Here is a 25,452-nt window from a genome sequence, read left to right on the forward strand (position 1 = left end):
CCGTGACCGGATGCAGCTGCTCCGAGGCCGGCCGGCCGGCCTGGTGGGCCTGGGCCTGGTGCTCGTGCTGCTGGCCGGCCTGGCGGTGGCCAGCGCGGTCCTCCTCGCGGCGTACGACGACACCGACGGGCCCGGCGGCGCCGAGGGCCGCGACCGGGAGGAGACCACCGCCGCCCAGGCGCCCCCCGACCTGCCGCTGGTGGCACGGTTCGAGCTCGACGAGACACCGGGGGCGACGGTCTTCCGCGACGCGGTGGGCGGCCTGACCGGGGAGGTCGGCGCGGACGTCACCACCACCGGCCGCCACCACCTCTTCGAGTGGGTCCAGCCGCACTCGGGGGTCTTCCCCGGCCACGTCGACCTGCTGCCGGCCGGGCGCCGGCTGCACCGGCTGCTCAACCCCGGCTCGGCGTCGTTCTCCTTCACCCTGCGCTACCAGACCCGGCACCGCTTCGGGAACGTCATGCAGAAGGGTCAGGGCGAGGCCCCGGGCGGCTACTGGAAGCTGGAGAACCCCGAGCGGGCACCGCGCTGCATGTTCCGCGGGGCCGACGGGCGGACCCGCACCGGCTACCTCGACGGGTTCGAGGAGGGCGCCCGCCTCTCCCCCGGCTGGCACACGCTCACCTGCGTCCGCACGCCCGAGTGGGTGCAGATGTGGGTCGACGGGGTGGCCCAGCCGCGCGCCTGGGGGGCGACCGGCGTGATCCGCAACGACCGCCCACTCTCCCTCGGCGGCAAGAGCGCCTGCGACGCCCGGCGCATCACCTGCGACTACTTCTCCGGCCGGATCGACTGGATCGAGTTCCGCAAGGGCTGAGGCGCCCGGCCGGTGCGGCAGAATCCGCGCCATGCCCGACACCTCGCGCCCCGGCCCCGGCGGGTCGCCCGGCTTCCGGCTGCGGGACGTCGCCCTCACGGCGTACGGCCCGACGATCGTCAACTCGATCGGGCACGGCGCCGTCCTCCCCGTGCTGGCGCTGCACGCCCGCGACCTGGGCGCCGACGTGCCGACCGCCGCCTTCGTGGTCGCCCTGCTCGGGCTGGGGAGCCTGGCGACCGCGCTGCCGATCGGGGCGCTGATCGCCCGGATCGGGGAGCGGCGGGCGCTCTTCCTGGCCGGCTTCGCCGACGCCGGCGCGATGGCCGGGGCGGCCCTCACCGACAGCCTGGTGGGCCTGGCCGTCGCGGTGACGGTCAGCGGCATGGCCTGGACCACCTTCCTGGTCGCCCGCCAGGGCTTCATGATCGACGTCGTCCCGCTGGCCTACCGGGCCCGGGCCCTCGCGGCCCTCGGCGGCAGCCAGCGGGTGGGCGTGCTGGTGGGCCCGCTGATCGGCGCGGGGCTGATCCACCTGGGGGACCTGCGGCTCGTCTTCGTGCTGGCCGCGCTCATGTCGCTGGCCAGCGCCGTGCTCGCGCGGCTGGTGCCCGACCTCGGCGCCGACGACCGGGCCCGCGCCCGGGAGACCGGTCATGTCTCGGTGCGAGCGGTGGTCCGGGGACACCGACGGGTGCTGGCCACCCTGGGGGTCGCCGTGGTGGTGATCAGCACCAGCCGGTCGCTGCGCGGAGCGCTCCTCCCGCTGTGGGCCGAGCACGTGGGGATGAGCGCGAGCACCACCTCGTTGGTCTTCGCCGTCGCCGCGGCCGTCGACGTCGCCCTCTTCTATCCGGGCGGCTGGCTGATGGACACCCGCGGCCGGGCGGTGGTCGCGGTCCCGGTGGTGGCGTCGGCCGCGGTGGCCTGCCTGCTGCTGCCGCTGGCCACCGGGCCCTGGGGGGTCACCGGGGTGATGGTCCTCATGGCGGTCGGCAACGGGCTGGGGTCGGGCATCGTGATGACCCTGGGGGCCGACGCCGCCCCGGCACAGGGGCGGGCACAGTTCCTGGGGGCGTGGCGCCTCTGCGGCGACCTGGGCGTCAGCGGCGGGCCGCTGCTGGTGAGCGCGGCGGCCGCGGTGGTCCCGCTGGCGGGGGCAGCCCTGCTGATCGGTCTGCTGATGGTCGGCGGAACGGCGTGGGTCGGCTTCTGGACCGCCCGCCTCGACGGCCGGACACGCGGATAGGGGGCGGTCAGCCGACCTGGACGACGACCTCGTTGGACTCCAGCCCGCTCTCGGAGTCGACGACGCGGAACTTGTTCTCGCCGGTCTGGCCGGTCATCACGTAGGTCCCGAAGCTCTCCCCGTCGACCGAGACGGTGACCGGGAAGTTGCTCCACTCGCCGTTCTCGAAGCGCTGCACCTGGAGGATCGCGCCGGCCCCCTGCGTGTAGGTGCCGCTCAGGTCGATCTGCTGCATCGCGCCGACGGCCGCCTGGCCCGCGGTGAGGGTGATCGCCTTCTCGGCGGCCGGGGTCTCGGACTCCACGGGAGTCTCGGGGGCCGCAGTCACCGAGCCGGTCGGGACCGGGCCGTTGGCGTCCAGGGTGATCTGGGGACCGCTCGGACTGGCCGTCTCGGAGAACTCCGGCAACGTCAGCGTCTCGCCGGCCGTGGCGCCGGCGACGGAGTCACCGTCGCCCCCGCCGAGGCCGAGCAGCTTGGTGCCCACCAGGACCATGACGCCGGCGAGGACGCCGACGACCAGGGCCACCCCACCCAGGGCGAGCAGTCCGGCGAGGACGGGACGCTCCTCGGACTCGGGACGGTCGCTCACCTGGTGCTCCTGCTCGGTCTGGCCGGTCTGGCCGGTCGGGGGTCGGTCCCGGTCATTGTTCCACCCCGACCCGAACCAGGTCACCTGCTCGGCCCAGATGGCACCGGGCCGGCCGCCAGCACCTCGTGGACGGGGACCGGCTTGGCCGTCAGGTCGGCGCAGCTCTGGCGGCGGGGCTCGCCCGGCCGGGTGACCACGCCCGCCTGCCAGGGGGCGCCGTCGGCGAGCAGCCGCACCACCCCGTCCTGCTCCCCGACGACCACCACGTCTCCCAGGCCGTCGAGACCGGTCTGCTCGATCACGTGCAGCTGGGCCGCCTGGGCGGCCCCGCTCATCCCGGCTCGGCCGCGGGAGAAGCCGATCGGGTGCCGGCCGGCCGCCAGCTCCTCGACCGCCAGCACCGCGGACTCCGGGTCGAGGCGCCCCAGGGTCACCGCGCTGGGGAAGGCGATCATCGTGGCGGAGAAGCGGTGCCCACCCAGGTGGGTGGTCTCCCAGGTCTCCTCCGGCCACCGGCCCGAGAGCGAGGCGACGACCGGGCGGCCGCGCTCGGCGCAGCACAGGTCGCGACGTCCGTTGGTGCAGACCAGGAGCAGCTCCTTGTCGTACGGCGTGAGGCCGGGGCTGCGGCCCGCCGCCAGGGCCGCGGTGTCGACGCCCAGCAGCTCGCCGGCCCCGCCCAGCACGGTCGTCTCGATGCTCACCCGCTCGGGCTCCACCACGACGGTGAAGACCCGGACCCCCGGCCCGGAGACGCCGCCGTGGCGGCGGATCAGCTGGACCCGCACCCCGGCGAGGCCGTCGAGCAGGGTGCGGACCTCGTCGGGCAGCCGGCTCTCGGTGAGCGCCTGACGACCCCAGGCGCCGGCGTACTCCACGAAGAGGAAGGCCCGCTCGGTGGGCGCGGTCCCGGCCAGCGGCTCCCCGTCGTGGCGACTGGCGGTCGTGCAGCGGAAGGTCGGGTCGGGGTCTGCGGAGGGCGGCACCCGGCCGATTCTGCCCGACCTCAGGTCAGCAGCCCCCGGCGGCGAGCCACGGCGGCCGCCTCGGTCCGCGAGGCCGCGCCGAGCTTGCCGAGGATGTTGGAGACGTGGACGCTGACCGTCTTGGTCGCGATGAAGAGCTGCTTGCCGATCTCGCCGTTGCTGCGCCCCTCGGCGACCAGGGCGAGGATCTCCCGCTCGCGCGGGGTGAGCGCCTCCCCGCCGGGCTCGCCGCCCCGACCGGCGGGTGCCCTGCCCTGCGGCGCCACCCCGAGCGCCTGGAGCGCGGCCAGCAGCGGCGGGGCGTCGAGCAGCGCGGCCGCCTCCCGCACCTGGTCGGCCACCTCACGGGCAGTCTCCAGGTCCCCCTCCTGACGCAGCACCTCCACCAGCCGGAGCCGTGCCCTGGCCAGCTCGTGCACGTGGCCGAAGGCGGCGAGCTCGGTCTCGGCGCGACGCCAGGCCGCCAGCAGCTCGGCGCACCGGACCGGCTCGCTCCCGGGCGGGTCCACCTGCGCGAGCCAGCGCCAGCGCAGGTGCTCGGCCTCCAGCAGGACAGCCCAGGCGCGGGTCTCCGGCCCGTAGGTTAGGTCCTCGTCGTGCAGGTAGCCGACCACCCGGTGGCCGTCGTCCAGCAGTCGGTCGGCGTCGGGGCGATGCTCCTCGCGCTCGGCCGCGGACTGGCGGGCCGCGGCCGTCCCGAGCACCCCGAGCGACTGCGCGGCAAGCCGGAGCCGGGCCTGGAAGAGCCCGCGCCACAGCCGGCCGAGGTCGCCCACGACCTGGCCGTAGGTGGCCAGGGCCGCCGCGGCGTCGCCGGACTGCTCGGCCAGCTCCAGCTCCGCACCGGCGGCGTGCAGGGCGACCAGGCCGTCCTGCGTCCAGAAGTCGCGCAGCGCCGCCAGCCGATCGGCGGTGCCGCGCTCCCCCCGGGCGGCGCCCACCGCCGCTCCGAAGGTGTCCAGGGCCGCGACGATCAGCGGCGACGGCGCCTGCCGGGCCTGCGCGGCCGCCGCCAGGACCTCGTCCCAGCGGCCCCGCACGTAGCGCGCCGCGGTGGCCATCACCAGCGCGTCGAAGGAGTACGGCGCCCACCGCAGGCCCACCTCGCGCCCGAGCGCGAGCCCCGCGTCGAAGAGCGCCACCGCCTCCTCGAGCTCGCCGCGGTCCTGGTGCAGCCGCCCGAGCGTGTAGTGGCCGCGCATCTCGGCCTTGACCGCGCCGCTGGCCCGGGCCTGGGCGATGACCTCGCCCATCGCCTCGACCACGTCGTCGCCGAGCTCTCCCTGGCGCAGGCCGGCGAGGGTGGTCAGGATGTCGGCGCTGAGCCTGGGCATGTCGAGCCGCTGGGTCATCGCGAGGGCGGCGGCGCCGACCTCGCGGGCCTCCTCCTCGAAGCGGTGCCCGGCGAGGATGCGGGCGTAGATCGCGTACGTGCGCACCTGCTGCGCCTCGGTGCCATCGGCGACGAGCGCCATCGCCCGGCGGATCATCTCGAGCTCGTCGTCGTTCTCCTCGAACTGGTAGATGTTGATCGCCAGCTGGGAGAGGATCCGGCCGTGGTCGACGGCGCCGACGTCGGCGGGCAGGTCGGCCAGCGTGGAGCGGAGCAGCGCCTGGGCACGCTGGGCGTGGCCCGCGCCGGTGAGGGCGTCGCTGGCGCGGAGCACGAGGTCGGCGTGACCGATCCCGACCTCCTCCTCCAGTCCCGCCACCAGGGCCGGATCGGCGGCCAGCTCGAGCGCGTGCAGGTAGTGCTGGGCCGCCTCGTCGGGGCCGCCCACCTGCATCGCGGCCGCTCCCGCCTCGGCGCTGGCGCGCAGCGCGGTCGGCAGGTCCTGGCCGAGGCGGGCGTGCCGGGCGAGCTCGGCGGAGGTCCCGGGAGCCTGCCCGGCCTGCAGCACCCGGGCGTACGCCGCGTGCCGGCGCACCCGCTCGCCGGGCAGCAGGTCGTCGTAGACCGCCTCGGCCAGCAGTGCGTGGCGGAAGGAGTAGGTGTCGCCGCGCCCCGCCTCCAGCACGTGCCGCTCGACGGCCGTGCGCAGCGCCCCCTCGAGCGCCCGCTCGTCGAGCCCCGAGACCGCGGCGAGCAGGTCGTGCCCCACCCGGCGGCCGGCGACCGCGGCGGTGCGGACCACCTCCTGGGTGTCGTCGTCGAGCCGGTCGAGCCGGACCAGCAGCAGGTCGGCGAGGTCGGCCGGCACGCCTCCGGTGGCCCGGGTCGCCCCCACCAGCTCCTCCACGAAGAAGGCGTTGCCCTCGGCGCGGGCGATGATGTCGTCGAGGTCGGTCTCGGTGATCGGGTCGGGGTGCAGGGCCCGCACCAGCGAGCGCACCGCACCGGCGTCCAGCGGCTCCAGCACCATCCGGTCGACCCGCAGCCGCGACCACTCCGCCACCTGGCGGCGCAAGGGGTGACGGCGGTGCAGGTCGTCGACCCGGTAGGAGACGACCACCGCGACCCGGCCGGCGAAGGTCCGGGCGAAGAGGAAGCTGAGCAGGTCCCGGGTCGACTGGTCGGCCCAGTGGGCGTCCTCGACGACCACGAGCATGGGCAGGCTCTCGGCGGCGCGATCCAGCAGGACGTGCATCGCCTCGTAGAGGTCACCCCGCTCGAGCGAGCCGTCGGCCCCGGTGTCGCCCCCCGAGCGCACCCGGCGGCCGGGCTGGAGATGGCGCAGCACGGGGCGGTCGCTCATCGTCGTCTCGACGACGGCCGGGACCTCGGTGGAGAGCCGGCCGAGGATCTCGGAGAAGGGGAGATAGGGCAGAGCCGAGTCGGAGAGGTCGAGGCAGTGCCCGGCCACCACCCGCCACCCCGCCTCCACGGCCCGGTCGCGCAGCTCGGTCAGCAACCTGGTCTTGCCCACGCCGGCGTCGCCGCCGAGCAGGAGCGCGGTCGTGGGAGGAGTGGGGGGCGTGGGCGGTGCCGCGATGCCGAGCCGGGCGCAGAGCTCTGCCAGCTCGGCCTCGCGTCCGACCATCTCGACGCTGCGGTGAGGCACGTCGTCCATCATGACGTGCCCCGCCGACACGCGCAGGTCAGCGCATCTCCCCGGCGCCCCGCAGCGGCCCCTGCCAGCGGCGTACGCCCCGCGCGTCGCCCTTGCGGCGCCGCGGGCCCCAGGCCCGGCGGACCCGCTCGGTCCGGTAGGCGGTCTCGCTGCGGATGAACTCGTCGTTGCCGTACATCTGATCGTCCTTCCCTCGGTGATGATGAGGAAGAGACTCCGCGGCTGAGGTAGGCCCGCACATCGGACGTGTGCCCTATTCCGGGGGCGGCCGCCGGCGGCTGCTACCTCAGAGGCCGGCGGTGCGCCGACCTAGGCGAGGAGGCGGCGGACCACGTCGTCGAGCTCGTGGCCCACCTCGGCGACCTCGCGGGCGACCACCCAGCCGTCGACGACGACGTGGGTGACGTCGGCCGCCGCGGCGGCGAAGACGATGGTGTCCGCGTCCGCGCCGGTGCCGGCGGTCCGGACGCTGCGGCTGTCGAGGGTGACCAGGTCGGCCCGGCGACCCACCGCGATCTCGCCGGCGTCGTCCCAGCCCAGGGAGGCGTGGCCCCCCACCGCCGCGGCCACCAGCTCCTCGGCCCGCCAGTGGCCGCGCCGCTGGGTGGCCAGCCGCTCGTGCAGCTCCACCGCCCGCATCTCCTCGAAGAGGTCGACCACCGCCTGGCTGCCCGAGCCCAGGGTGATCGGGGAGCCGGCCTCGAGGAGGCGACGGGCGGGCCCCACCCCGTCGGCCAGGTCGCGCTCGGTGGTCGGGCAGAGCGCGACCGTGGTGCCGGTGACGCCGAGCAGGCCGACGTCCCAGGTGTCCACGTGGGTGGCGTGCACCGCGCTGGTGCGGGGACCCAGCACCCCCGCCTCGTGCAGCAGCCGCGTCGGGGAGACGCCGTACGCCGCCCGGCAGGCCTCGTTCTCCGCCGGCCGCGCCGAGAGGTGGACGTGGAGCGGCCGCCCGGCTGCCGCCTCCGCGACGAGGCGCAGCTGGTCGCGTGGCACCGCCCGCACGGAGTGGATCGCCGCCCCGACCCGCGCGTGGTCGAGCCCGGCGAGGGACTTCTCCTGCGCCTCCCGGCGCAGCGCCCACTGCTCGGCGTCACCGTCGCTGTAGCGGAGCCGGACCCCCTCCACCGGCTCCCCGAAGTCGCCCGCGAGGTAGCAGGAGTCCAGCAGCGTGATCCGGATACCGGCCTCGCGGGCCGCCTCCGCCAGGACCGTTCCCATCAGGTTCGGGTCGTCGTAGGGCTTGCCGCCGGGCTGGTGGTGCAGGTGGTGGAACTCCCCCACCACGGTGATCCCCGCCGCCGCCATCTCCCGGTAGACCCCCCGGGCCAGCTCGAACAGGGAGTCCGGGTCGAGCCGCCCGGCGACGTCGTACACCCGCTCGCGCCACCCCGGGAAGCCGCCGCCGCGGTGCGTGCGGCCGCGGAGGGCCCGGTGGAAGGCGTGGCTGTGGGTGTTGGCCAGGCCCGGGAGCGTCACCCCGGGGCGGCGGGTGGGCTCGGGTGGATCCCCGCCTGGGCGGGGATGTGCAGGGTTAGTGGGGTCTGTATGCCCCACTAACCCTGTAGTCCCCCGGCTAGGCGGGGATTCGTGGGACACCTCCACCCGCGAGAAGCGGCCGCCCGTCACCTCCACCAGCACCTCGTCGCGGAACTCGCCGCCGATCCAGGCCCGCTCCAGCAGGTAGGAGGTGTCGGGGCCAGGCGCCGGCGTCGGCCACGTCTCCTCGAAGGTCACGAGCCCAGTGCACCGCGCGCGGCGACCGGGGTCAATCGACACGACGCAGGCAGGACACGGGAGGATGGGCGGGTGGAGCTCTCCGAGGTGGTACGCCGCCGCCGCATGGTCCGCCGGTACGCCGACACCCCCGTCGCCCCGGAGCAGGTGGACCGGATGCTCGCGCACGCCGTCCGGGCCCCCAGCGCGGGCTTCTCCCAGGGCTGGGCGTTCCTGCGGCTGGACCGTCCCGAGGACGTCGCCCGCTTCTGGCGCGCCACCTCCCCCGACCCGGACGCCAGCAACGCCTGGCTCGACGGCATGCGGACCGCCCCGGTGGTCCTGGTGCCGCTGGCCTGCCGTGACGCCTACGTGGAGCGCTACGCCCAGGCCGACAAGGGGTGGGACCCCGACGACGAGGAGCGCTGGCCGGTCCCGTGGTGGTACGTCGACACCGGGATGGCCGCGCTGCTGATCCTGCAGACCGCGGTGGACGAGGGGCTGGGGGCGTGCTTCTTCGGCATCCCTCCCGAGCGGGTGACGGCGTTCCGCGAGGAGTTCGGGGTGCCGGCCGACCACATGCCGCTGGGAGCGGTCACCGTCGGGCACCCCGACCCGGCCGCCGCGCCCGGCGGCTCACCGAGCCGGCGCCGGCGCCGGCCGCTCGACGACGTGGTGCACCGCGGCCACTGGTGACCGGCGAGGGGCTCAGGGAGCGCCTCGGACGCCCTCCCAGTCGTGGGTGCTCTCGGTGAGCTCGTCGACGACCAGCAGGTCCTCACGCACCTGACCGGCCCGGAAGGAGGCCCGGCCCACCATGTGGCTGGAGACCACGCTGGTGGCCATCTGGAGGATCACCACCAGCGCCAGCATGCCGAGCACCGACGGGTCGCGCAGCCGCAGCGCCAGCCCCAGCACCACGAAGGAGAGGCCGATCACCTGCGGCTTGGTCGCGGCGTGCATCCTGCTCAGCAGGTCGGGCAGCCGGACCACGCCGATGGCCGCGACCAGGGCGAACCCCGCTCCCACCAGCAGGCAGACGGCCGCGGCCACGTCCAGCACGGTCTCGATGCTCACGGCTGACCACCTTCCTCCTGCTGGTCGTTCTCGGCCTCCACGTCGTCCACGCCGCTGGCGTAGCGGGCGACCGCCACCGAGCCGACGAACCCGACGGCGGCCAGGCAGAGGAGGGCGGGGAGCGCCACGACGCTCTCCTGCTGCGCCGACCAGACCGCCATCCCGCAGACCATCACCGACATCATCACGTCGAGCGCCATGCTGCGGTCCAGGATGGTGGGGCCGACCGTCACCCGGAAGATCAGCAGGGCGGCGGCCACCACCAGGATCGCCGCGGCCACCATGAGCACGACGGTCATCGGGCCACCTCCTCGGTGATCGGCTCGAACGCCGCCAGGAAGCGGGCCTCGACCGCGAGCGCGTCGCGCCGGAACCGCTCGGCGGCCTCGACGTCGGGCACGTCGAGGACGTGCAGGTAGAGGGTGTGGGTGGACCGGCGTGCCTCGACCACGACCGAGCCCGGCACCAGGCTCAGCATGGCGGCCACGCCGGTGAGCACGAAGTCCGAGGAGCTGTGCAGGTTGACCGCGATCACCGCGTTGCGGACCGGACGGCGCCGCAGCACGACGCGGGTGACGTCGATGCTGGCCCGGACCACGTCGACCGCGAACCGCAGCGTCAGCTGGAGCAGGCGGAGCGGGTGGACCCTGGCCTCGAGCCGCACCGGCGGCAGCGGGAACGCGAGGCAGACCAGCACCGCGACGAGCACCCCGGAGGCGACCAGGAGGGGCGTCACGCCGCCCCACAGCGCCAGCCACACCAGCGTGAGCCAGATCAGGGCGAAGGGCTGGAGCGGGCGGTAGCGGGCCGGCCGCACCGTGCCGTCGCGCCGGATGCGCGTGCGCGGGCTCACTGGCCGCTCTCCGGGAGGACGGCCGAGAGGTACGGCGTCCGTTCGACGAGGTCGCGGGCGGCGCGGTCGGTGAACTCGAAGAGTGGCCCGGCCACCACGGTCAGCAGCAGCGAGAGCACCACCAGGGCCGCGGCGGGGGCGGTCATGCTGGGCGGGGTGGTGCGGGAGTCCTCACCGGCCTCGATCAGCTGGTAGAAGTCACGCTCGGGCTCGTCGTCGTCGACCAGCCTGCGCGACTCCGAGAGCACCTGCGCGGTGAGCACCCCGCCGGCGGTGTGCACGTGGCCGCGGTGCTCGACCCGGGGCCGGGTGTCGTGGCCCGGCAGCGGGTCCGCGCCGACGTCCTCGATCTCCGCGAGCGCCTCGTGCGCCTCGAGCGGGGTGCGCCAGAAGGCGACGGCCCAGGTCTTGGCCACGGCGTACAGGGTGAGCAGGCTGGTGGCCACCCCGGCGACGATCAGCGTCCAGGCCAGGGGGGTGCCGAGCTCCTGGGCCGCCTGGAGCAGCCCGACCTTGCCGATGAAGCCCGAGAACGGCGGGATGCCGGCCAGGTTCATCGCCGGGATGAAGAAGAGCACCCCCAGCAGCGGCGCGATCCGGGCGAGTCCCCCGATCCGCACCAGGGAGGTGCTGCCGGCGCGGCGTTCGACGAGGCCGATGACGAGGAAGAGCGCGGTCTGGACGGTGATGTGGTGGACGACGTAGAACATCGTCGCTGACGCCCCCGCCGCCCCGGCGACGGCGATCCCCAGCACCAGGTAGCCGATGTGGCTGACCAGGGTGAAGGAGAGCATGCGCTTGATGTCGGACTGCGCGATGGCTCCCAGGATCCCGATGACCAGCGTCAGCAGCGCCACCCAGAGCAGCAGGTCGGTCAACGGGCTGTGCGGGAAGATCAGCATCTGCATGCGCAGGATCGCGTAGATGCCGACCTTGGTCAGCAGGCCGGCGAAGACCGCCGTCACCGGGGCCGGCGCGGTGGGGTAGCTGTCCGGCAGCCAGAACGAGAGCGGGAAGATCGCCGCCTTGATGGCGAAGGTGGTCAGCAGCAGCAGCTGGAGCATCAGCGAGACGTGCGGGGGCAGGTCGGCGACCCGCTCGGCGAGGTGCGCCATGGTCAGCGTGCCGGTGGCGGCGTAGGTCGCGGCGATCGAGATGAGGAAGAGCGAGGACGACAGCAGCGCCACCAGGACGTAGATGGTGCCGGCCCGGATCCGGGGGCCGGTGCCGCCCAGCGTCAGCAGCACGTAGCTGGCGAAGAGCAGCATCTCGAAGCTGACGAAGAGGTTGAAGAGGTCGCCGGCCAGGAAGGCGTTGGCGACGCCGGCGACCAGCACCAGGAACGTCGGGTGGTAGATCGACAGCGGCGCGGACTCCTCGTCCTCGACCATGCCCTGCCCGATCGAGTAGCCGAGGACCGCCAGGGTCACCAGCGAGCTGACCAGCACCATGAGCGCGGCGAGCCGGTCGGCGACCAGCACGATCCCGACGGTCTCGGGCCACTGCCCCACCCACATCACCTGCGGGCCGGACTGGTCGGCCTCGATGAGGAGCACCGCCGCGATCACCGCGTTGGCGAGCAGCACGACCACGCTGAGCCAGCGCTGGAGCCGCGGCTTGTGGGTCATCACCAGGCTGATGCCGGCGCCGAGGAGCGGCAGCAGGACGGGGAGCGGGACCAGGAGGCTCATGGGTGACCCACCCCGTCCTGCTCCTCGCGCCGGGCCACGTCGGCCACGTCGCCCTCGGCGCCGAGGCCGGGCTCCGGCTCGTCCACGAGCTCTCCTTCTGCGAAGTCACTGGACTGGTCGACCTCGTCGGGGTCGTCGCTGGCCGCCGAGTAGGCCTGGGAGGTGACGTCGGAGGCCGCGAGCCGTCGGATCATGGCGTCCTCGACGTCGTCCTGGACGTCGTCGTGCCCGGTCAGCTGCCAGCTGCGGTAGGCCATGGCCAGCACGAAGGAGACGGTGGCGAGGGTGATCACGATGGCGGTCAGCACCAGCGCCTGGGGCAGCGGGTCGGAGAGCGGCTCGTCGGCCCCCTCGACCACGATCGGGGCCGCACCGCCGGGGCCGCCGGAGACGAGGAAGGCGATGCTGACGCCGTTGCCCATCATCATCAGGCCGACCAGGACCCGGGAGAGGCTCCGCTCGAGCAGCAGGTAGACCCCGCAGCCGATCAGCGCCGAGGAGGTCAGCACCAGGGTGAGGTTGACGTCGGTCATCGGCTCTCGCTCCCGGCGGTCTCGGCGGTCTCGGCGGCGCGCAGGTCACGGATGATGTGCCGGTCGATCTGGGAGCCGAGCGCCCGGAGCAGGTCGAGCACCAGCCCGACCACCACCAGGTAGACGCCGATGTCGAAGAAGACCGAGGTGACCAGGTGGACCTTGCCGAGCAGCGGGACCGAGAGATCCACGATCGCGGTCTGCAGCACCGCCGCCCCGAAGGCCAGCGGCACGGTCGCGGCCACCGCGGCCACCGCCAGTCCGCCACCGATCAGCTTGCCGGCGTCGACCGGGGCCGCCTCGTCGAGCTCGTAGCGACCGCCGGCCAGGTAGCGGAGCACCAGGGCGAGCCCGGTCACCATCCCGGCGGCGAACCCGCCTCCGGGGTCGTTGTGGCCGGCCAGCAGCAGGTAGATGGAGATCATCAGGATGGTGTGGAAGATCAGCCGGGTGATCACCTCGAAGATGATCGAGCGGTTCTCCGGCGCCAGGGTGCGCGGCGCGGGGAGCCAGGCGCGCTTCCCGGCGATCTTGGGCTCCTTGCGCACACCTGCTGGATAGGGGATCTCGTGGATCCGGCGGATCCCGGCGCCCCGGGTGTCGAGGAAGACCAGGCTGGCCACGCCGGTGGCGGCGGCGACCAGGACGGCGATCTCGCCCAGGGTGTCCCAGGCGCGGACGTCGACCAGGATGACGTTGACGATGTTGTGCCCGCCGCCGTAGTCGACTGCCAGCTCGGGCAGGACGGCGGAGACCGGCTCGGCGGTCCGCGACGAGGCGCCGACCAGCAGGAAGCCGGCGACCGAGACCGCGACCCCCAGGCCGAGCGCGATCCGCAGATAGCGGCGCCGGCTGAGCGGCCGGTCGGTGAAGTACTCCGGCAGGCGGCGCAGGGCGAGCACCGCGACCACCACCGTGACCGTCTCGACGAGCACCTGGGTCAGCGCCAGGTCGGGCGCCCCCTGGATGACGAAGAAGAGGGCCGTGCCGTAGCCGGTCGCCCCGGCGAGCAGCACCGCCCGGAGCCGGCGCCGGGCGCGGGCGGCCATCACCGCGGCGACCGCGATCACCGCGCCGATCCCCGCCTGCACCGGGGACTGCCACAGGGTCACGTGGATGACGTCGCCGGCCTGCAGCAGGGTCGACCCCGGCACCAGCACCACCACCAGCAGGATCAGCGCCAGGTAGGCCGCCGCCGAGCCGCGCTGCACCACTCCGGTGACCTCCACGGCGGTGCGGTCCACCGATCGCATCGTCCACCGGTAGGCCCGCTCCAGGGAGAGCTGGTGGGTGAAGGAGAGCTGCCAGCGCAGCACCGCCTCGCGGGCCACGAAGAGCAGCGCGCCGAGGACCAGGGCGACCACGGTGGCGCCCAGCGGGAGGCCCACGCCGTGCCACAGGGAGAGCTCCGCCGCGTGCGCGCCGGGCGGGAACAGGTCGGCCTGGAGCCCCAGCAGCTCGGTGAGCTGGTGGCCGGCGAAGCCGAGCCCCAGGGAGAGCGCCGCGAGCAGCACGGGGCCGGCGGCGAAGCCGCGGGGCACCGCCCGGACGCCGAGCTCCTCGCTGACCTCGCGGTTGCCGAAGGCGCCCCACACGAAGCGGGCCGAGTAGGCCACGGTGAGCACCGAGCCCAGCACCACACCGATCAGGACCAGCCATCCCACCGCGGCGGGCATCCCGGTGCCGTCGCCCTTCTGCGCCACGTCGACCAGGGCGACGAAGACGCTCTCCTTGGCCACGTAGCCCAGCAGCGGGGGCACGCCGGCCATCGAGGCCGCCGCCACGGCCGCGGAGAGCGCCACCACCGGCATCCGCCGGGCGAGCCCGGTGAGCCGGCGCAGGTCACGGGTCCCGGTGGTGCGGTCGATGAGACCGACGACGAGGAAGAGGCAGGCCTTGAAGAGCGCGTGGGCCAGCAGCAGCGCCAGCCCGGCCAGCGTCGCGCTGCGGGTGCCGACGCCGAGCACGAGGATCATGAAGCCGAGCTGGCTGACCGTGCCGTAGGCCAGCAGCAGCTTGAGGTCGTGCTGGACCAGCGCCCGGATCCCGCCCAGCAGCATGGTGGCCAGGCCCAGGACGACCAGCACCGAGCGCCACCCGGCCACGTCGGCGAAGGCCGGGGCGAGCAGCGCCACCAGGAAGACGCCGGCCTTCACCATGGACGCGGCGTGCAGGTAGGCGCTCACCGGGGTCGGTGCGGCCATCGCCGCGGGCAGCCAGAAGTGGAAGGGCAGGAGGGCGGACTTGCTGATCGCGCCGACCAGCAGCAGGTGGACCGCGACGGTGACCGCCGTCCCGCTCGGCGGGTCGGCCAGGATCGCGCTGATCTGGTAGGTGCCGGCCTCGCTGCCGAGGAGGATCGCCCCGACGAGCAGCGCCAGGCCGCCCAGCGTGGTCACCAGGAGCGCCTGGATGGCCGCCTGCCGGCTGCTGCGCCGCGCCGGGTCGTGGCCGATGAGCAGGAAGGAGAAGACGGTGGTCAGCTCCCAGAAGACGTAGGTGAGCAGCAGGTCGTCGGAGAGGACCAGGCCCAGCATCGCGGCGACGAACGCGGTGAGGACGCCGGCGAACCGGGGCACCCCGGCACTGTCGTCGTGGAAGTACCAGGTGCAGTAGGCCAGCACCACGGCGCCGACGCCCAGCACGACCATCGCCAGCACCCACTGCAGCGCTCCCAGCGAGAAGGAGAGCTCCATCCCGATGCTGGGCACCCAGCTCCAGCTCTCCGCCCGACGCTCGCCGTCGAGCACGGCCGGACCCAGCGTCGCCACCCAGACCGTGCCGGCGAGCACCAGCGCCGCGACCGGCAGGAAGGCGCGGCGACCCCATGCCAGGACCATCGGAGGGCACGCCAAGGAGAGACCGAAGAGTCCGGCGATCAGGATCAGCAACAGGGTCGCCCGTCGGGTCTGGGAGGCTCGTCGAAGGTGCGCGGGGTGGCGCGTCCGAGGTGATTCTACGGAAGGCCGGTCAACCGCCCGGACGCTACCGTCGTCGTGATGGCCGACGAGAGCCCCGACCACGCACGACGCGAGCCGGAACGCGACGCCCGCACCGGTGACACGGCGGCGGCTGCCCGGGTCAAGCACCAGGGCCAGTGGGTGGAGCAGCAGCTGCGCGTCGCGATGGAGCGCGGCGACTTCGACGACCTGCCCGGCTACGGCAAGCCGATCGAGGGGCTGGGCGCCGAGCACGACCCCGACTGGTGGATCAAGAGGCTGGTCGAGCGCGAACAGGTCACCGGCGTGCTGCCGCCGGCCCTGCAGCTGCGCAAGGACGACGCGCAGCTCGACGAGCGACTCGACGGGCTCACCGTGGAGTCGGAGGTCCGTCGCGAGGTCGAGGAGTTCAACGCGAGCGTCCGCAAGGCGATCTACACGCCGCCGGTGGGCAACCAGCCCGCCCCGCCGGTGATCACCCGGCAGCGCGACGTCGAGACGGAGACGGCGCGGTGGCGCGAGCGGCGTACGGCGCGGATCGAGGCCCAGCGCGCCGCCCTGGCCCGCGCCGACTCCGAGGAGCGCGCGCAGCGGCGCGACCGGTCGCGCCGCTGGTTCCGGCGCCGCCGCCGCGACCCCGGCACCCGGGAGCCGTGAGCCGTGAGCCGACCGGTCCACCGTGCGAGGCCCCCGCTCCCGGCTGACCGGGCGCTGTTATCTTCCGCCTCATGCGCACTGCCAAGGACTTCTTCGCCCCGCTCGCCGTCGGTGCCCCCGCACCGGTGCGCGAGATCCCGGCCCGGCCCAGCCGCGCCATCCACTTCTTCGACCCGGGCAACCCCAAGATGGCGGCCAAGGTCCCCGACATGGTCGGCACCGTCGACGTGCTCCTGGGCAACCTCGAGGACGCCGTCAAGGCCGAGAACAAGGAGCTCTCGCGCGAGGGACTGGTGAAGATCGGTCAGGAGACCGACTTCGGCCCCACCCAGTTCTGGACCCGGATCAACTCCCTCGACAGCCCGTGGGTGCTCGACGACCTGACCACGCTGGTGCCGGCGATCGGCGACAAGCTCGACGTCATCATGGTTCCGAAGGTGCAGGGCGCCGAGGACATCCACTACGTCGACCGGCTGCTCGCCCAGCTCGAGGCCAAGGCCGGGATCAAGAAGCCGATCCTGATCCACGCCATCCTCGAGACCGCGCGGGGGGTGGCCAACATCGAGGAGATCTGCGCCGCCTCGCCGCGGATGCAGGGCCTCTCCCTCGGCCCCGCCGACCTGGCGGCCGACCGCCGGATGAAGACCACCCGCGTCGGCGGCGGCCACCCCGGCTACCTGGTCCGGGCGGACGCCCCGAGGAACGACGCCGGTGAGACGCAGTACGACGCGGACCGGACGGTCTACCAGCAGGACCTGTGGCACTACACGATCGCGCGGATGGTCGACGCCTGCGCGATGCACGGCATCTACCCCTACTACGGCCCGTTCGGGGACATCAAGGACACGGTCGCCTGCGAGGACCAGTTCCGCAACGCCTTCCTCCTCGGCTGCGTCGGCGCCTGGAGCCTGCACCCGGTGCAGATCAAGATCGCCAACCGCGTCTTCTCCCCGAGCGTGGAGGACGTCGCCCACGCGCGTCGGGTGATCGCCGCGATGGGCGACGGCACCGGCGCGGTGATGATCGACGGCAAGATGGAGGACGACGCCTCGGTCAAGCAGTGCCAGGTGATGGTGCAGCTCGCCGAGGAGCTCGCAGCCATCGACCCGGAGCTGAAGAAGCAGTACGACGCCATCGAGGTTGAAGGAGTGCAGGCATGAGTGAGTCCACCCCGCAGTTCACCCCGCTCCGTTCCGTCCTCTACATGCCCAGCTCCAACGAGCGGGCCCTGGAGAAGGCGAAGAGCATCCCGTGCGACGCTCTGATCCTCGACCTCGAGGACGCCGTTGCCCCCGACGCCAAGCCGGCCGCCCGCGAGGCCGCCTGCGCCGCGGTCGCCTCCGGCGAGTACGGCCGGCGCACCGTCACCATTCGGGTCAACGGGATCGGCACCGAGTGGCACGACGCCGACCTCGCGGCCGCCAGCAAGGCCGGCCCCGCCGCGATCGTGGTGCCGAAGGTCAACAGCGCCGCCGAGGTCGAGCAGCTCGTCGCCGCGATGGAGGCGGCCGGCGCACCGGAGCACACCAAGCTGTGGGCGATGGTCGAGACCCCGGTGGCGATCCTCGACTGCCTCTCCATCGCCCGGGCGTCCGACCGGCTGACCGCCTTCGTGCTCGGCACCAACGACCTGGTCAAGGAGCTCTACGCCGAGCACGTGCCGGGCCGGGCCCCGATCCTGCCCAGCCTGCACACCGTCCTGCTGGCGGGACGGGCCGCCGGCATCGCGGTCATCGACGGCGTCTACAACAACGTCAAGGACACCGAGGGCTTCCTCGCCGAGTGCGAGCAGGGCCGACAGCTGGGCTTCGACGGCAAGACCCTGATCCACCCGGGCCAGGTCGAGGGCGCCAACGAGGCGTTCGCGCCGTCCGCGCAGGCCGTCGACGACGCCCAGGGGCTCATCCAGGCCTGGGAGGACGGTCAGGGGTCCGGCGTGGTCACCTACAACGGGCGGATGGTGGAGAACCTCCACGTCGAGTCCGCCCGCCGCACGCTGAGCATCCACGAGGCGATCCAGACCCTCCGCGCCTGACCCGACGGCACCGCCACCCCCTGGCCGGCCCGGCTCAGCGCCGGGTCAGCCAGGGGGTGCTCGCCTTGTGCGACCGGGCGGCGCGGCGCCCTCCCCCGGGCGCCCGCTGCGCAGGCACGGCGATGTCGTCGTCTCTCGTGGCCGCCGCCTGCTCCCTGGCGTCGGCGAAACGCTCGATCGCAGCCAGCGCCCGTGCCTCCACCTCCTCGGCGGAGACCACCGGCGACTCGACCGGCGACTCGACCGGCGACTCGACCGGGGAGCCGACCGGCGCCGGGGCGACCTCGTCGGCAGACTCGTCGCGGTCCAGCTGCGTCATCGCCCACCGGGTCCGCAGCGCCGAGCCCGCGAGCAGGGCGACCACGAGCAACCCGTAGAGCCCCCAGGGGACGAGACGGGTCGAGGCGTCGACCGCGCTCTCCTGCCCGCCTGCTGCGACGACCCCGGAGACGGTGTGCTTCCCGTGGGCGAGCGTCCCGAACTCGACCTGCACCTCGACCGTGACGCGGGTGCCGGGGGCGAGCTCGCCCAGCGGCGGGACCCCCACGTCCTTCGGGGAGCCGCTACCGTCGCGCCACTCCAGGTCGAGTGTGGGGACGAGCGGGCTCTGACCCTGGTTGTAGAGCACGAGCTCGAGGACCGGCCGGGCCGCAGCACCGAACCAGGTGCCCAGCGAGCTCGCGCCCTCGAGCCGGGCCGACTGGACGACGACCCGGGGCTCCGACCCCGAGTCGTCGGCGGACGCCGGCGCGGCGCCCATCAGCGCCAGACCTACGAGCGCCAGCACGAGCGTGGGCAGCCAGGCGCGTGCGGTGCTGGTGACGAACATCGTTCCCTCCCGGGCCGGAGGCTCCCAGCCATCGGATCGAGCGTCAACTCGCTTGACACCTTCCCCGCCGCAGGTGTTCGGGATATACCCGATTCTCGGTACTGGCCCTTGATGAAGGTGGTGGCGCGGGCCGTGCGGGGGACCCGGCCCGCGCCACGTGAGACGAACCAAGAACCAACCCGAGAAAGGATCGCCCGGTGTCCGTCTCCTTGTTGGCCCCCCTCCCAAAGGGCCAAAGGAGCATCGATCAGTAGCTAGCTGCGGCAGTGCCGACGACCTCCCAGACGTCTGCACGTTTCCTGACGAGCTCCTTGGATGAAAGTGGCACCAAAGTCGGCCCCACGTCAACGGGGTCGGGCGGAAACTACCTAAAGGTAGGTACTTGCCCGGGCTGCTCAGGCGGGGCGCCGGCCCCCTCCTCGAAACCCCCGGAGATTGGCACGTTTGGCCTCCGTACCGCCGGGTACTAGGCGTTCACCTGCGGCCGTAACCCGGACGCTCTTAACCAAGGAGGAACAGAAATGGTCGTTCTCGGCCTGATTCTGCTCATCGTCGGCCTCGTTGCCAACATCAGCATCCTGACCACGATCGGCGCCATTCTCCTGGTCGTCGGCCTGATCCTGAACTTCGTCCCGATCGGCGGCAACGCCCGACGGGTCTGGTAGCAGGACTCTCACTGTGACCGTGCCTCGCACGGTGTGATGGCCCGAGGCCCCCGCGTACGCCGCGGGGGCCTCGGTCTTTCCATGCCCGGTCGCAATCAGCCCGTCAGCGGAGTGCGGCGCGCACCACATGTCGGGTGTGCGCGCTGGGTACTGCCGGGGCATGGACAATGAAGAGATCGTCTGGCTCGTCGTCGCCATCGTGGTCGTGCTGGCGCTCCTCGCCCTCGCCGCCTGGTTGATGAACAAGAAGAAGCACGAGCGCGCGCAGGCCGAGCAGGCCGAACGCACCCAGCGCGCCGCCGAGCTCCGGCAGGAGGCCGACCGCGACGCCGCGGTGCTGCCCGACGCGGAGCTGCGGGCGAAGGAGGAGGAGGTCCGGGCCGAGAAGCTCCGCCGCGAGGCGCAGCAGGCCGAGGAGCGGGCCCAGGAGGCGCAGGTGGGCTACCAGCAGCAGGCGGCCCGCCACGAGGACCGTATCCGCGAGGCGGACCGTCTCGACCCCGACGGCTCCGCTCGCGCCGACGCCCAGTCGGACGGCACCGTCGACGAGTACGAGAAGGGCTACGAGGACGGCCGCCGCGACGAGACCCCCGGCGGGGACCCCCGCGTCTGAGGCAGCGAGGGCGGGTCAGCGGCAGGCGCCCCACGAGCCTGCAGCCCGGGACCGTGCGGCCCGCTGCGCCTTCACGTAGGCGGACCGGCGCTCGAAGGCCCCCTTGGCCACCCGCAGGTACCCGGTGCGGACCATCCGGAGGCCCAGGTCCTTGCCCGTGACCCGGACGTAGTGGCCGGTGCCGCGCGTCCGGCGATCGCGCACCAGGACGACCTCGGTGCCGCGGCGCAGCTGACTCCGGGCGGCCTTCCGGGCCGCCGGACGGCACGCCGCTCGGGGCTGCCGCACACCGGCGAGCCGGACCACGGTCGTGGCCCCGTCGGCGAGCCTCACCCGGATCCGGTCGGGCCGCTGGCTGCGCAGCACCGTGGCGTGGGAGAGCCGGGGTCCGCCCGCCGGAACTTCGGAGACGCTGCCCGGCGCCCCCTCTGCCGGCACCTCCCGGACCGGGGCCGCCTCCCCGCCCGGGGTGGGGGCGGGGGCGGGGACGGGGTCGGCCGGCGGCGGCTGGCCAGGACCGTAGAGCTCGAAGTCGAAGAGGGAGACCCCGTAGCCGGTGGCCCGCCGCTCCGCAGTCATCCGCACGTACCGCGCCCGGGTCGGGGCGAAGGAGGCGGTGTCGTGCCCGCCGTCGCCGTTGATCGTCGACCAGACGGTGCGCCACCGGGAGCCGTCGTCGGAGACGTCGAGGCGGTAGGCCGTGGCGTAGGCCTTCTCCCAGTTGAGGACCGCACGGTCGACCCACCGGGGCTCGCCCAGGTCGACCTGGAGCCAGGCCCCGTCGGCCCGCTCACCGCTGGCCCACCGGGTCGAGGTGTCGTGGTCGACGGCGTACGACGGCGCGAAGCCGTGCTCTGTCCCCGACGCCTGGACCTGCGTGCCGCGCGCCAGGTCGCGGCCCATCAGGGTCTCGTAGGCGAGCTTGGCGCTGGCCTCCATGCCCGAGGCGAAGGGGTGGTACTCCATCGCCTTGAGCACGTCGATCCACCGGCCCTGCACCCAGGCGTCCTCGCCGGCGCAGGCGTCGTGACCCCGGGAGGGCCCGTACGTGTCGACGTAGAGGACGCCGTGCTCCGCGGCGGCCTCGGCGAGGGCCTCGTTGAGCCGCCGCTGGAGCCCGTCGGCCCAGACCATGTCCTGGCTGGTCATCGGGACCGCACCGTTGGTGCAGGAGCCGCTCTCGGGCATCAGGCGCAGGTAGCCGACCACGGCGACGGTGGCGTAGGGCGAGCGCTCGCGGATCCCGTCGAGGACGCCGAGGACGTCCTTCTTGGTCTGCACGATCTTGGCGGCCATCAGGTCGACCCCGCCCTGAGTGAACTCGTCGCGGCACGGCGAGCCGTCCGGGTCGCTGGGCGCGACCTCCGGGCAGCGGTCGATCAGGGTGCCGAAGAGGCCGCCGTCGTTGCCGCCGATGCCCAGTGTCACCAGGTCGGTGTCGGGGCGCAGCGCGTCGAACTGCGGCGGGGCGGTGCCCAGGATCCCCTCCTGGGGTGCGGCCATGTGCTCGGTGCGCGCCGAGGAGCAGGAGACGTCGGTGAGCTCCAGGCCGAGCCGGTCGGCCAGGATCCGCGGGTAGTTGCGGGTGGAGCGGGCGCAGGGGATCAGCGAGGTCGGCGGGATGAGCGGACCTGCGGTGAAGGAGTCGCCGAGGGCGACGTAGTGGTCGAACGGACGCGTCGGCACCGCGGCCTGGGCCGGGGTCGAGCCGGCCAGCACGGCGGCCAGCGATCCGATGAGGGTGAGCACCACGGAGGTGCAGAGGCGTGGCAAAGGAGGACCTTCCCGAGAGCTGCGGACCCGGGGATGTGACACCCCGGCGCCGACTGTCACGTCGGCGGCAGCAACGTACGTGAGGGGCGCCACAGATCTCAAAAGGTGGTCCAGACCGGTCCAGCCCGCGACCCTGGCCGTGACGGACGTTTTGAGCATATGCTCAAAACATGTCGAAGATCCCGCCGCTGGAGCCGTTCCCCGCCCCGGAACCCGGGCCGCCGGACCCGCCTCCGCGTACCCACTGGGCAGCGCGGGCAGGCATGCTCGCGCTCGTCCTCGTCTTCGCCGTCCTCGGCGTGGTCATCTCCGCGGCCACCGGACGCCTCGACTCGGCGCTGCTCTTCGTCGGCATCCCGTGTGCCCTGGCCCTCGCCGTCGGGTGGATCGACACCAGCCGCAGCGGCGCCGCCACCGCCTTCCAGATCACCACCGTCCTGCTGCTGCTGGCCTCGGCACTGCTTCACGAGGGAGCGCTCTGCGTGCTGATCGTCGCACCTCTGGTCTACGGCGTGGTCTTCCTGGTCTTCGGAGTGGTCTCCGCGGCCCGGGGCGCCTTCACCAAGCACCTCGGCGTGCTGCCGCTGCTCGCCGTGCTCGCGCTCGAGGGAGTCGTCCCGGGCCTGCGGGTCAACCCCGACCAGAGCTCGTCGGCCACCGCCACGGTGGCGCCGACCTGCGCGGAGTTCGAGTCGGCGCTGGCCCGCGGCCCCCGGATCGACCCCGACGACGACCGGGGCCTGCTGCTCCGGCTCGCGCAGTACCCCACCCCCGTCGCCGCCGACGGTGGCGGCCTGGCGGTGGGTGACACCTGGGAGCTCACGATGCCAGCCGGCACGATCGCCACCCGGGTGACGGCCAGCGAGGTCACCACCGGCGAGCGCGGCCGACTCTCCTTCGACGTCACCGAGGACACCGCCCGCACCACCCGCTGGGTCACCCTGCGGACCGGCTCGCTGACCTGGGGGCAGGCCGGCGACGGGTGCCACGCCACGCTGCAGGTGGACTACACGCGCAAGCTCGACCCCAGCTTCTGGTTCGGCCCGATCACCGACCTCTTCATGGGCGCCGGCGCCCAGGCGTTCCTCAACGCGCTGGACTGAGTCGTGGCCCCCGACCCCGGCACGGACGTGCTGCGCAACCTGACGCTCGTGGTCCCGCTGGTGGGGCTGGGGCTCGTGGTGGCGCTGCGCCACGCAGGGGTGCTGCGAAGGCGGCGCCACGACGTCCCGTACGCCGCTCTGGCCGCGCTGCTCGCCTGGGTGGGGATCCTCGCGGTCGAGCAGGCCACGGGGCTGTGGACGTTCGCCGCGGGCCCGACGGACCTGCTGGGGATGCCCCTGGAGACCAGCCTCGGGTGGGCGCTGGCCTGGGGCGCGCTGCCCGTGCTCGCCGGCGGCCGGCTGCTGCTCTGGTGGGGCGCCCTGGCCTGGGTGGACGTGCTGGTGATGCCGCGGCTGGAGCCCCTGGTCGTCCTCGGTCCCCGCTGGTGGGCGGGCGAGCTGTTGCTCCTCGCCGGAGTGCTGGCGCCGGCGCTGGTGCTGGGCCGCACCATGCAGCAGCGCTCCCATCTCTGGCTCCGGGTGACGCTCCAGGGACTCACCGTCGCCGGCGCCTGCCTCTGGCTCGTGCCCACCCTCGCCTTCCGGCGCGACGGCGGCAGCTGGGAGGCCGTGGTGGCCCACCCGCTCCCGGTCCGCACCGCCCTGCTGGCCACGGCGGTGCTGCTCGGCGTCCCGGTGCTTGCCGCAGTCGCCGAGCTGGCCCGCGTCGGCCGTGGCACGCCATACCCGTGGGACCCGCCGGACCGGCTGGTCACCACCGGTCCCTACGCCTACGTCACCAACCCGATGCAGCTGGGCGTCACCGGGATCCTGCTGCTGCTCTCCCTCGCCGCCGGTTCGCCGCACCTGCTCCTCGCCGCGCTCTGCGCCGGCACCTTCTCGGTGACGGTCGCCGGCCGCCACGAGGCGGCGACGATGCGCGACTGGCCCGGGTACGCCGACTACCGCCGCACGGTGCGCGCCTGGCTGCCCCGACGCACCCCCTACGTGCCCGTCGGCTGCGACCTGTGGGTGAGCCGGGAGTGCGGGATCTGCCGGAGCACCGGGGAGGCGATCGTCGCCATGGAGCCGCACGGCCTCACCGTGCGAGCCGCAGAGGAGGCCGGGATCCGCCTGACCCGGATGCGGTGGGTCGGACCCGGTACGGTCGACCGCGGGGTGGCTGCCTTCGCCCGGGCCCTGGAGCACGCCGGTCTCGGCCGTGCCTGGCTCGGGTGGCTGATCCGGCTCCCCGCGGTCACCTGGGTGGTGCAGACTGCCGCCGACGCCTGCGGGCTGGGGCCCCGCGAGGTGGTCCCGTCCCAGGAGCAGAGGAGCACGGCGTGAGCAGCGCGCAGACCCGGCAGAAGCTGATGGACGCGGCCGTCCGGCTGGTCTCCCGGGAGGGGGTCCGTGCGGTGACCGCCAGGGCCGTCGCCGCCGAGGCGGAGGTCAACCAGGCGCTCGTCTTCTACCACTTCGACGGCCTCGACGGGCTGCTCCGCGAGGCCTTCGAGGAGGCCACCGCCCGGATGGTCGCCGGCTACGTCGCCGAGCTCGAGCAGGCCACCACCTTCGCCGACCTGCACGGCGTCGGCGTCCGACTCGCCGAGAACAGCCGGGCGGACGGCACCGCCTCCCTGCTCGCCCACGTGATCGCCGCCTCGCACACCGACGAGGCGATGGCGCGACTCCTCGGCGAGCTGCTGCAGAAGTGGCGGACCGCCCTGTCGGAGACGGTCCGCCGGATCCTCCTCGCGCGGAGGCTCGAGGACTCCCTGGACGTCGACTCGTTCACCGACGCCCTGGCCGCGGCGTCGATCGGGATGATCACACTCGACGCCGTGCCGGGCCAGCCGCTCGGCTCCACCCTGCCGTCGCTCAGCGGGGTGGCGACGCTGGTCGACCGGGCGGCTCGGCTGCTGCCGGCGCCCCTGGTCCGGCGGCTCCTCGGTCGTGCCCAGCGCTGACCTCGCGGACCTGGACGGCGACGTCCCGCGGCTCCTCCTCGGTGCTGCCCCAGATCGTGACCACCGCGAGCCCCGGCGCCACGCCCATCACGTCGTACTCGCGCCCCAGCACGTCACGGACCGCGACCAGCCCCTCGGTCTCGATCCGGAACTCCCCCAGCCTGGTCAGGCCGGGCGCCGGCGCCGGGGAGAGGGCCACCCGGGTCGGGGAGGTGGTCACATCGACCACGGCCACGGCGACGCAGTCGGCCGTCGCCACGCAGGTGGCCCCGCCGAACGTGGTGGGCGGGGAGAACTCCTCACGCCCGACGACGAGGAGCACCGAGTGCGGGGGTCTGGTCATCGTGCTCATCCCGTGATCCTTGCGCAGGACACCGACAACAGCAGCCATCATGGGCGC

25 protein-coding genes are annotated in these 25,452 nt (G+C 73.8%); 11 read left to right on the forward strand and 14 right to left on the reverse strand.

The annotated features are described in order from the left end of the window. The first annotated feature begins 10 nt into the window (after positions 1–10). Both AC3X7R_RS03805 and AC3X7R_RS03810 read left to right on the forward strand, forming a co-directional pair. The gene (locus AC3X7R_RS03805; protein ID WP_489964229.1) at positions 11–820 is read left to right on the forward strand and encodes a hypothetical protein; all 810 of its coding nucleotides are present in this window, start codon (positions 11–13) and stop codon (positions 818–820) included. A gap of 31 nt (positions 821–851) precedes the next feature. Further along, complete coding sequence (locus tag AC3X7R_RS03810) at positions 852–2,069, forward strand: MFS transporter (protein WP_489964230.1); 1,218 nt, start codon at positions 852–854, stop codon at positions 2,067–2,069. Positions 2,070–2,076: 7 nt separating this feature from the next. Here AC3X7R_RS03810 and AC3X7R_RS03815 read toward each other — a convergent pair whose 3' ends face one another. From AC3X7R_RS03815 to AC3X7R_RS03835, 5 genes are all read right to left on the reverse strand, one after another. After that, positions 2,077–2,661 (reverse strand): hypothetical protein, encoded by a 585-nt coding sequence (locus AC3X7R_RS03815; RefSeq protein WP_489964231.1) that lies wholly within the window; start codon positions 2,659–2,661, stop codon positions 2,077–2,079. 80 nt (positions 2,662–2,741) lie between these two features. Then, positions 2,742–3,647, reverse strand: coding sequence for a ferredoxin family protein (locus tag AC3X7R_RS03820; RefSeq protein ID WP_489964232.1), 906 nt, complete (start codon positions 3,645–3,647; stop codon positions 2,742–2,744). A 20-nt stretch (positions 3,648–3,667) separates the two neighbouring features. Further along, positions 3,668–6,649 carry a helix-turn-helix transcriptional regulator gene (locus tag AC3X7R_RS03825; protein WP_489964233.1) on the reverse strand — a complete coding sequence of 994 codons (2,982 nt, stop codon included), beginning with the start codon at positions 6,647–6,649 and terminating at the stop codon, positions 3,668–3,670. A gap of 37 nt (positions 6,650–6,686) precedes the next feature. After that, on the reverse strand, positions 6,687–6,836 hold the full coding sequence (locus AC3X7R_RS03830) for a hypothetical protein (RefSeq protein ID WP_489964234.1): 150 nt from the start codon (positions 6,834–6,836) through the stop codon (positions 6,687–6,689). Positions 6,837–6,967: 131 nt separating this feature from the next. Beyond that, entirely contained in the window at positions 6,968–8,395 is a 1,428-nt protein-coding gene (locus AC3X7R_RS03835; RefSeq protein ID WP_489964235.1) for a formimidoylglutamate deiminase, read from the reverse strand. Positions 8,396–8,467: 72 nt separating this feature from the next. Here AC3X7R_RS03835 and AC3X7R_RS03840 point away from each other — a divergent pair, with 72 nt between their 5' ends. Beyond that, positions 8,468–9,070, forward strand: a complete 603-nt coding sequence (locus AC3X7R_RS03840) for a nitroreductase family protein (protein WP_489964236.1) — start codon at positions 8,468–8,470, stop codon at positions 9,068–9,070. A 12-nt stretch (positions 9,071–9,082) separates the two neighbouring features. Here the strand turns inward: AC3X7R_RS03840 and mnhG are convergent, their stop codons facing one another. From mnhG to AC3X7R_RS03870, 6 genes are read right to left on the reverse strand one after another with little or no spacing between them, the layout of a single operon-like run. Then, positions 9,083–9,451 carry a monovalent cation/H(+) antiporter subunit G gene (gene mnhG / locus AC3X7R_RS03845; RefSeq protein ID WP_489964237.1) on the reverse strand — a complete coding sequence of 123 codons (369 nt, stop codon included), beginning with the start codon at positions 9,449–9,451 and terminating at the stop codon, positions 9,083–9,085. Further along, complete coding sequence (locus AC3X7R_RS03850) at positions 9,448–9,750, reverse strand: monovalent cation/H+ antiporter complex subunit F (RefSeq protein WP_489964238.1); 303 nt, start codon at positions 9,748–9,750, stop codon at positions 9,448–9,450. The genes mnhG and AC3X7R_RS03850 overlap by 4 nt, the downstream gene beginning before the upstream one ends. Further along, the gene (locus AC3X7R_RS03855; protein ID WP_489964239.1) at positions 9,747–10,304 is read right to left on the reverse strand and encodes a Na+/H+ antiporter subunit E; all 558 of its coding nucleotides are present in this window, start codon (positions 10,302–10,304) and stop codon (positions 9,747–9,749) included. Before AC3X7R_RS03855 ends, AC3X7R_RS03850 begins: the two co-directional genes overlap by 4 nt. Continuing rightward, entirely contained in the window at positions 10,301–11,995 is a 1,695-nt protein-coding gene (locus AC3X7R_RS03860) for a Na+/H+ antiporter subunit D (protein ID WP_489964240.1), read from the reverse strand. The genes AC3X7R_RS03855 and AC3X7R_RS03860 overlap by 4 nt, the downstream gene beginning before the upstream one ends. Beyond that, positions 11,992–12,528 (reverse strand): Na(+)/H(+) antiporter subunit C, encoded by a 537-nt coding sequence (locus AC3X7R_RS03865; RefSeq protein WP_489964241.1) that lies wholly within the window; start codon positions 12,526–12,528, stop codon positions 11,992–11,994. The genes AC3X7R_RS03860 and AC3X7R_RS03865 overlap by 4 nt, the downstream gene beginning before the upstream one ends. Further along, positions 12,525–15,419 (reverse strand): Na+/H+ antiporter subunit A, encoded by a 2,895-nt coding sequence (locus AC3X7R_RS03870; RefSeq protein WP_489964242.1) that lies wholly within the window; start codon positions 15,417–15,419, stop codon positions 12,525–12,527. Before AC3X7R_RS03870 ends, AC3X7R_RS03865 begins: the two co-directional genes overlap by 4 nt. A 108-nt stretch (positions 15,420–15,527) precedes the next feature. Between AC3X7R_RS03870 and AC3X7R_RS03875 the strand changes: the two genes are divergently transcribed. The 3 genes from AC3X7R_RS03875 to AC3X7R_RS03885 all read left to right on the forward strand — a co-directional run bounded on the left by AC3X7R_RS03875 (position 15,528) and on the right by AC3X7R_RS03885 (position 18,159). After that, on the forward strand, positions 15,528–16,124 hold the full coding sequence (locus AC3X7R_RS03875) for a DnaJ family domain-containing protein (protein ID WP_489964243.1): 597 nt from the start codon (positions 15,528–15,530) through the stop codon (positions 16,122–16,124). Between the two features lie 71 nt (positions 16,125–16,195). Beyond that, positions 16,196–17,284, forward strand: a complete 1,089-nt coding sequence (locus AC3X7R_RS03880) for an HpcH/HpaI aldolase/citrate lyase family protein (RefSeq protein WP_489964244.1) — start codon at positions 16,196–16,198, stop codon at positions 17,282–17,284. Next, positions 17,281–18,159 (forward strand): HpcH/HpaI aldolase/citrate lyase family protein, encoded by an 879-nt coding sequence (locus tag AC3X7R_RS03885; protein ID WP_489964245.1) that lies wholly within the window; start codon positions 17,281–17,283, stop codon positions 18,157–18,159. The genes AC3X7R_RS03880 and AC3X7R_RS03885 overlap by 4 nt, the downstream gene beginning before the upstream one ends. A gap of 34 nt (positions 18,160–18,193) precedes the next feature. Here the strand turns inward: AC3X7R_RS03885 and AC3X7R_RS03890 are convergent, their stop codons facing one another. Then, positions 18,194–18,988, reverse strand: coding sequence for a hypothetical protein (locus tag AC3X7R_RS03890; RefSeq protein WP_489964246.1), 795 nt, complete (start codon positions 18,986–18,988; stop codon positions 18,194–18,196). 521 nt (positions 18,989–19,509) lie between these two features. Between AC3X7R_RS03890 and AC3X7R_RS03895 the strand changes: the two genes are divergently transcribed. Both AC3X7R_RS03895 and AC3X7R_RS03900 read left to right on the forward strand, forming a co-directional pair. Continuing rightward, the gene (locus tag AC3X7R_RS03895) at positions 19,510–19,653 is read left to right on the forward strand and encodes a hypothetical protein (RefSeq protein ID WP_181309788.1); all 144 of its coding nucleotides are present in this window, start codon (positions 19,510–19,512) and stop codon (positions 19,651–19,653) included. A gap of 160 nt (positions 19,654–19,813) precedes the next feature. Continuing rightward, positions 19,814–20,266 carry a hypothetical protein gene (locus AC3X7R_RS03900; protein WP_489964247.1) on the forward strand — a complete coding sequence of 151 codons (453 nt, stop codon included), beginning with the start codon at positions 19,814–19,816 and terminating at the stop codon, positions 20,264–20,266. Positions 20,267–20,281: 15 nt separating this feature from the next. Here AC3X7R_RS03900 and AC3X7R_RS03905 read toward each other — a convergent pair whose 3' ends face one another. Further along, on the reverse strand, positions 20,282–22,015 hold the full coding sequence (locus AC3X7R_RS03905; RefSeq protein ID WP_489964248.1) for a GDSL-type esterase/lipase family protein: 1,734 nt from the start codon (positions 22,013–22,015) through the stop codon (positions 20,282–20,284). 194 nt (positions 22,016–22,209) lie between these two features. On the opposite strand from AC3X7R_RS03905, the gene AC3X7R_RS03910 reads away from it, so the two are divergent. Genes AC3X7R_RS03910 through AC3X7R_RS03920 form a run of 3 tightly spaced genes read left to right on the forward strand, consistent with a single transcriptional unit; the run spans position 22,210 to position 25,052 of the window. After that, positions 22,210–23,142, forward strand: coding sequence for a hypothetical protein (locus AC3X7R_RS03910; protein WP_489964249.1), 933 nt, complete (start codon positions 22,210–22,212; stop codon positions 23,140–23,142). A 3-nt stretch (positions 23,143–23,145) separates the two neighbouring features. Beyond that, positions 23,146–24,429, forward strand: coding sequence for a methyltransferase (locus AC3X7R_RS03915; protein WP_489964250.1), 1,284 nt, complete (start codon positions 23,146–23,148; stop codon positions 24,427–24,429). Then, a complete protein-coding gene (locus AC3X7R_RS03920) occupies positions 24,426–25,052 on the forward strand; it encodes a TetR family transcriptional regulator (protein ID WP_489964251.1) in 627 nt (208 codons plus the stop codon). The genes AC3X7R_RS03915 and AC3X7R_RS03920 overlap by 4 nt, the downstream gene beginning before the upstream one ends. Here the strand turns inward: AC3X7R_RS03920 and AC3X7R_RS03925 are convergent. Next, positions 24,964–25,404, reverse strand: coding sequence for a hypothetical protein (locus AC3X7R_RS03925; protein ID WP_489964252.1), 441 nt, complete (start codon positions 25,402–25,404; stop codon positions 24,964–24,966). The genes AC3X7R_RS03920 and AC3X7R_RS03925 overlap by 89 nt on opposite strands. Positions 25,405–25,452: the final 48 nt, after the last annotated feature.

This window comes from Nocardioides sp. Z22_16, assembly GCF_058134365.1.

What these genes read in the sequence shown, in the direction of transcription:
- AC3X7R_RS03890 (WP_489964246.1), bottom strand. Translation starts at nt 18,988, where the DNA reads ATGTTCGTCACCAGCACCGCACGCGCCTGGCTGCCCACGCTCGTGCTG.
- AC3X7R_RS03810 (WP_489964230.1), top strand. Translation starts at nt 852, where the DNA reads ATGCCCGACACCTCGCGCCCCGGCCCCGGCGGGTCGCCCGGCTTCCGG.
- AC3X7R_RS03860 (WP_489964240.1), bottom strand. Translation starts at nt 11,995, where the DNA reads ATGAGCCTCCTGGTCCCGCTCCCCGTCCTGCTGCCGCTCCTCGGCGCC.
- AC3X7R_RS03910 (WP_489964249.1), top strand. Translation starts at nt 22,210, where the DNA reads ATGTCGAAGATCCCGCCGCTGGAGCCGTTCCCCGCCCCGGAACCCGGG.
- AC3X7R_RS03900 (WP_489964247.1), top strand. Translation starts at nt 19,814, where the DNA reads ATGGACAATGAAGAGATCGTCTGGCTCGTCGTCGCCATCGTGGTCGTG.
- AC3X7R_RS03805 (WP_489964229.1), top strand. Translation starts at nt 11, where the DNA reads ATGCAGCTGCTCCGAGGCCGGCCGGCCGGCCTGGTGGGCCTGGGCCTG.
- AC3X7R_RS03865 (WP_489964241.1), bottom strand. Translation starts at nt 12,528, where the DNA reads ATGACCGACGTCAACCTCACCCTGGTGCTGACCTCCTCGGCGCTGATC.
- AC3X7R_RS03895 (WP_181309788.1), top strand. Translation starts at nt 19,510, where the DNA reads ATGGTCGTTCTCGGCCTGATTCTGCTCATCGTCGGCCTCGTTGCCAAC.
- AC3X7R_RS03830 (WP_489964234.1), bottom strand. Translation starts at nt 6,836, where the DNA reads ATGTACGGCAACGACGAGTTCATCCGCAGCGAGACCGCCTACCGGACC.
- AC3X7R_RS03925 (WP_489964252.1), bottom strand. Translation starts at nt 25,404, where the DNA reads ATGAGCACGATGACCAGACCCCCGCACTCGGTGCTCCTCGTCGTCGGG.
- AC3X7R_RS03850 (WP_489964238.1), bottom strand. Translation starts at nt 9,750, where the DNA reads ATGACCGTCGTGCTCATGGTGGCCGCGGCGATCCTGGTGGTGGCCGCC.
- AC3X7R_RS03880 (WP_489964244.1), top strand. Translation starts at nt 16,196, where the DNA reads ATGCGCACTGCCAAGGACTTCTTCGCCCCGCTCGCCGTCGGTGCCCCC.
- AC3X7R_RS03885 (WP_489964245.1), top strand. Translation starts at nt 17,281, where the DNA reads ATGAGTGAGTCCACCCCGCAGTTCACCCCGCTCCGTTCCGTCCTCTAC.
- AC3X7R_RS03875 (WP_489964243.1), top strand. Translation starts at nt 15,528, where the DNA reads ATGGCCGACGAGAGCCCCGACCACGCACGACGCGAGCCGGAACGCGAC.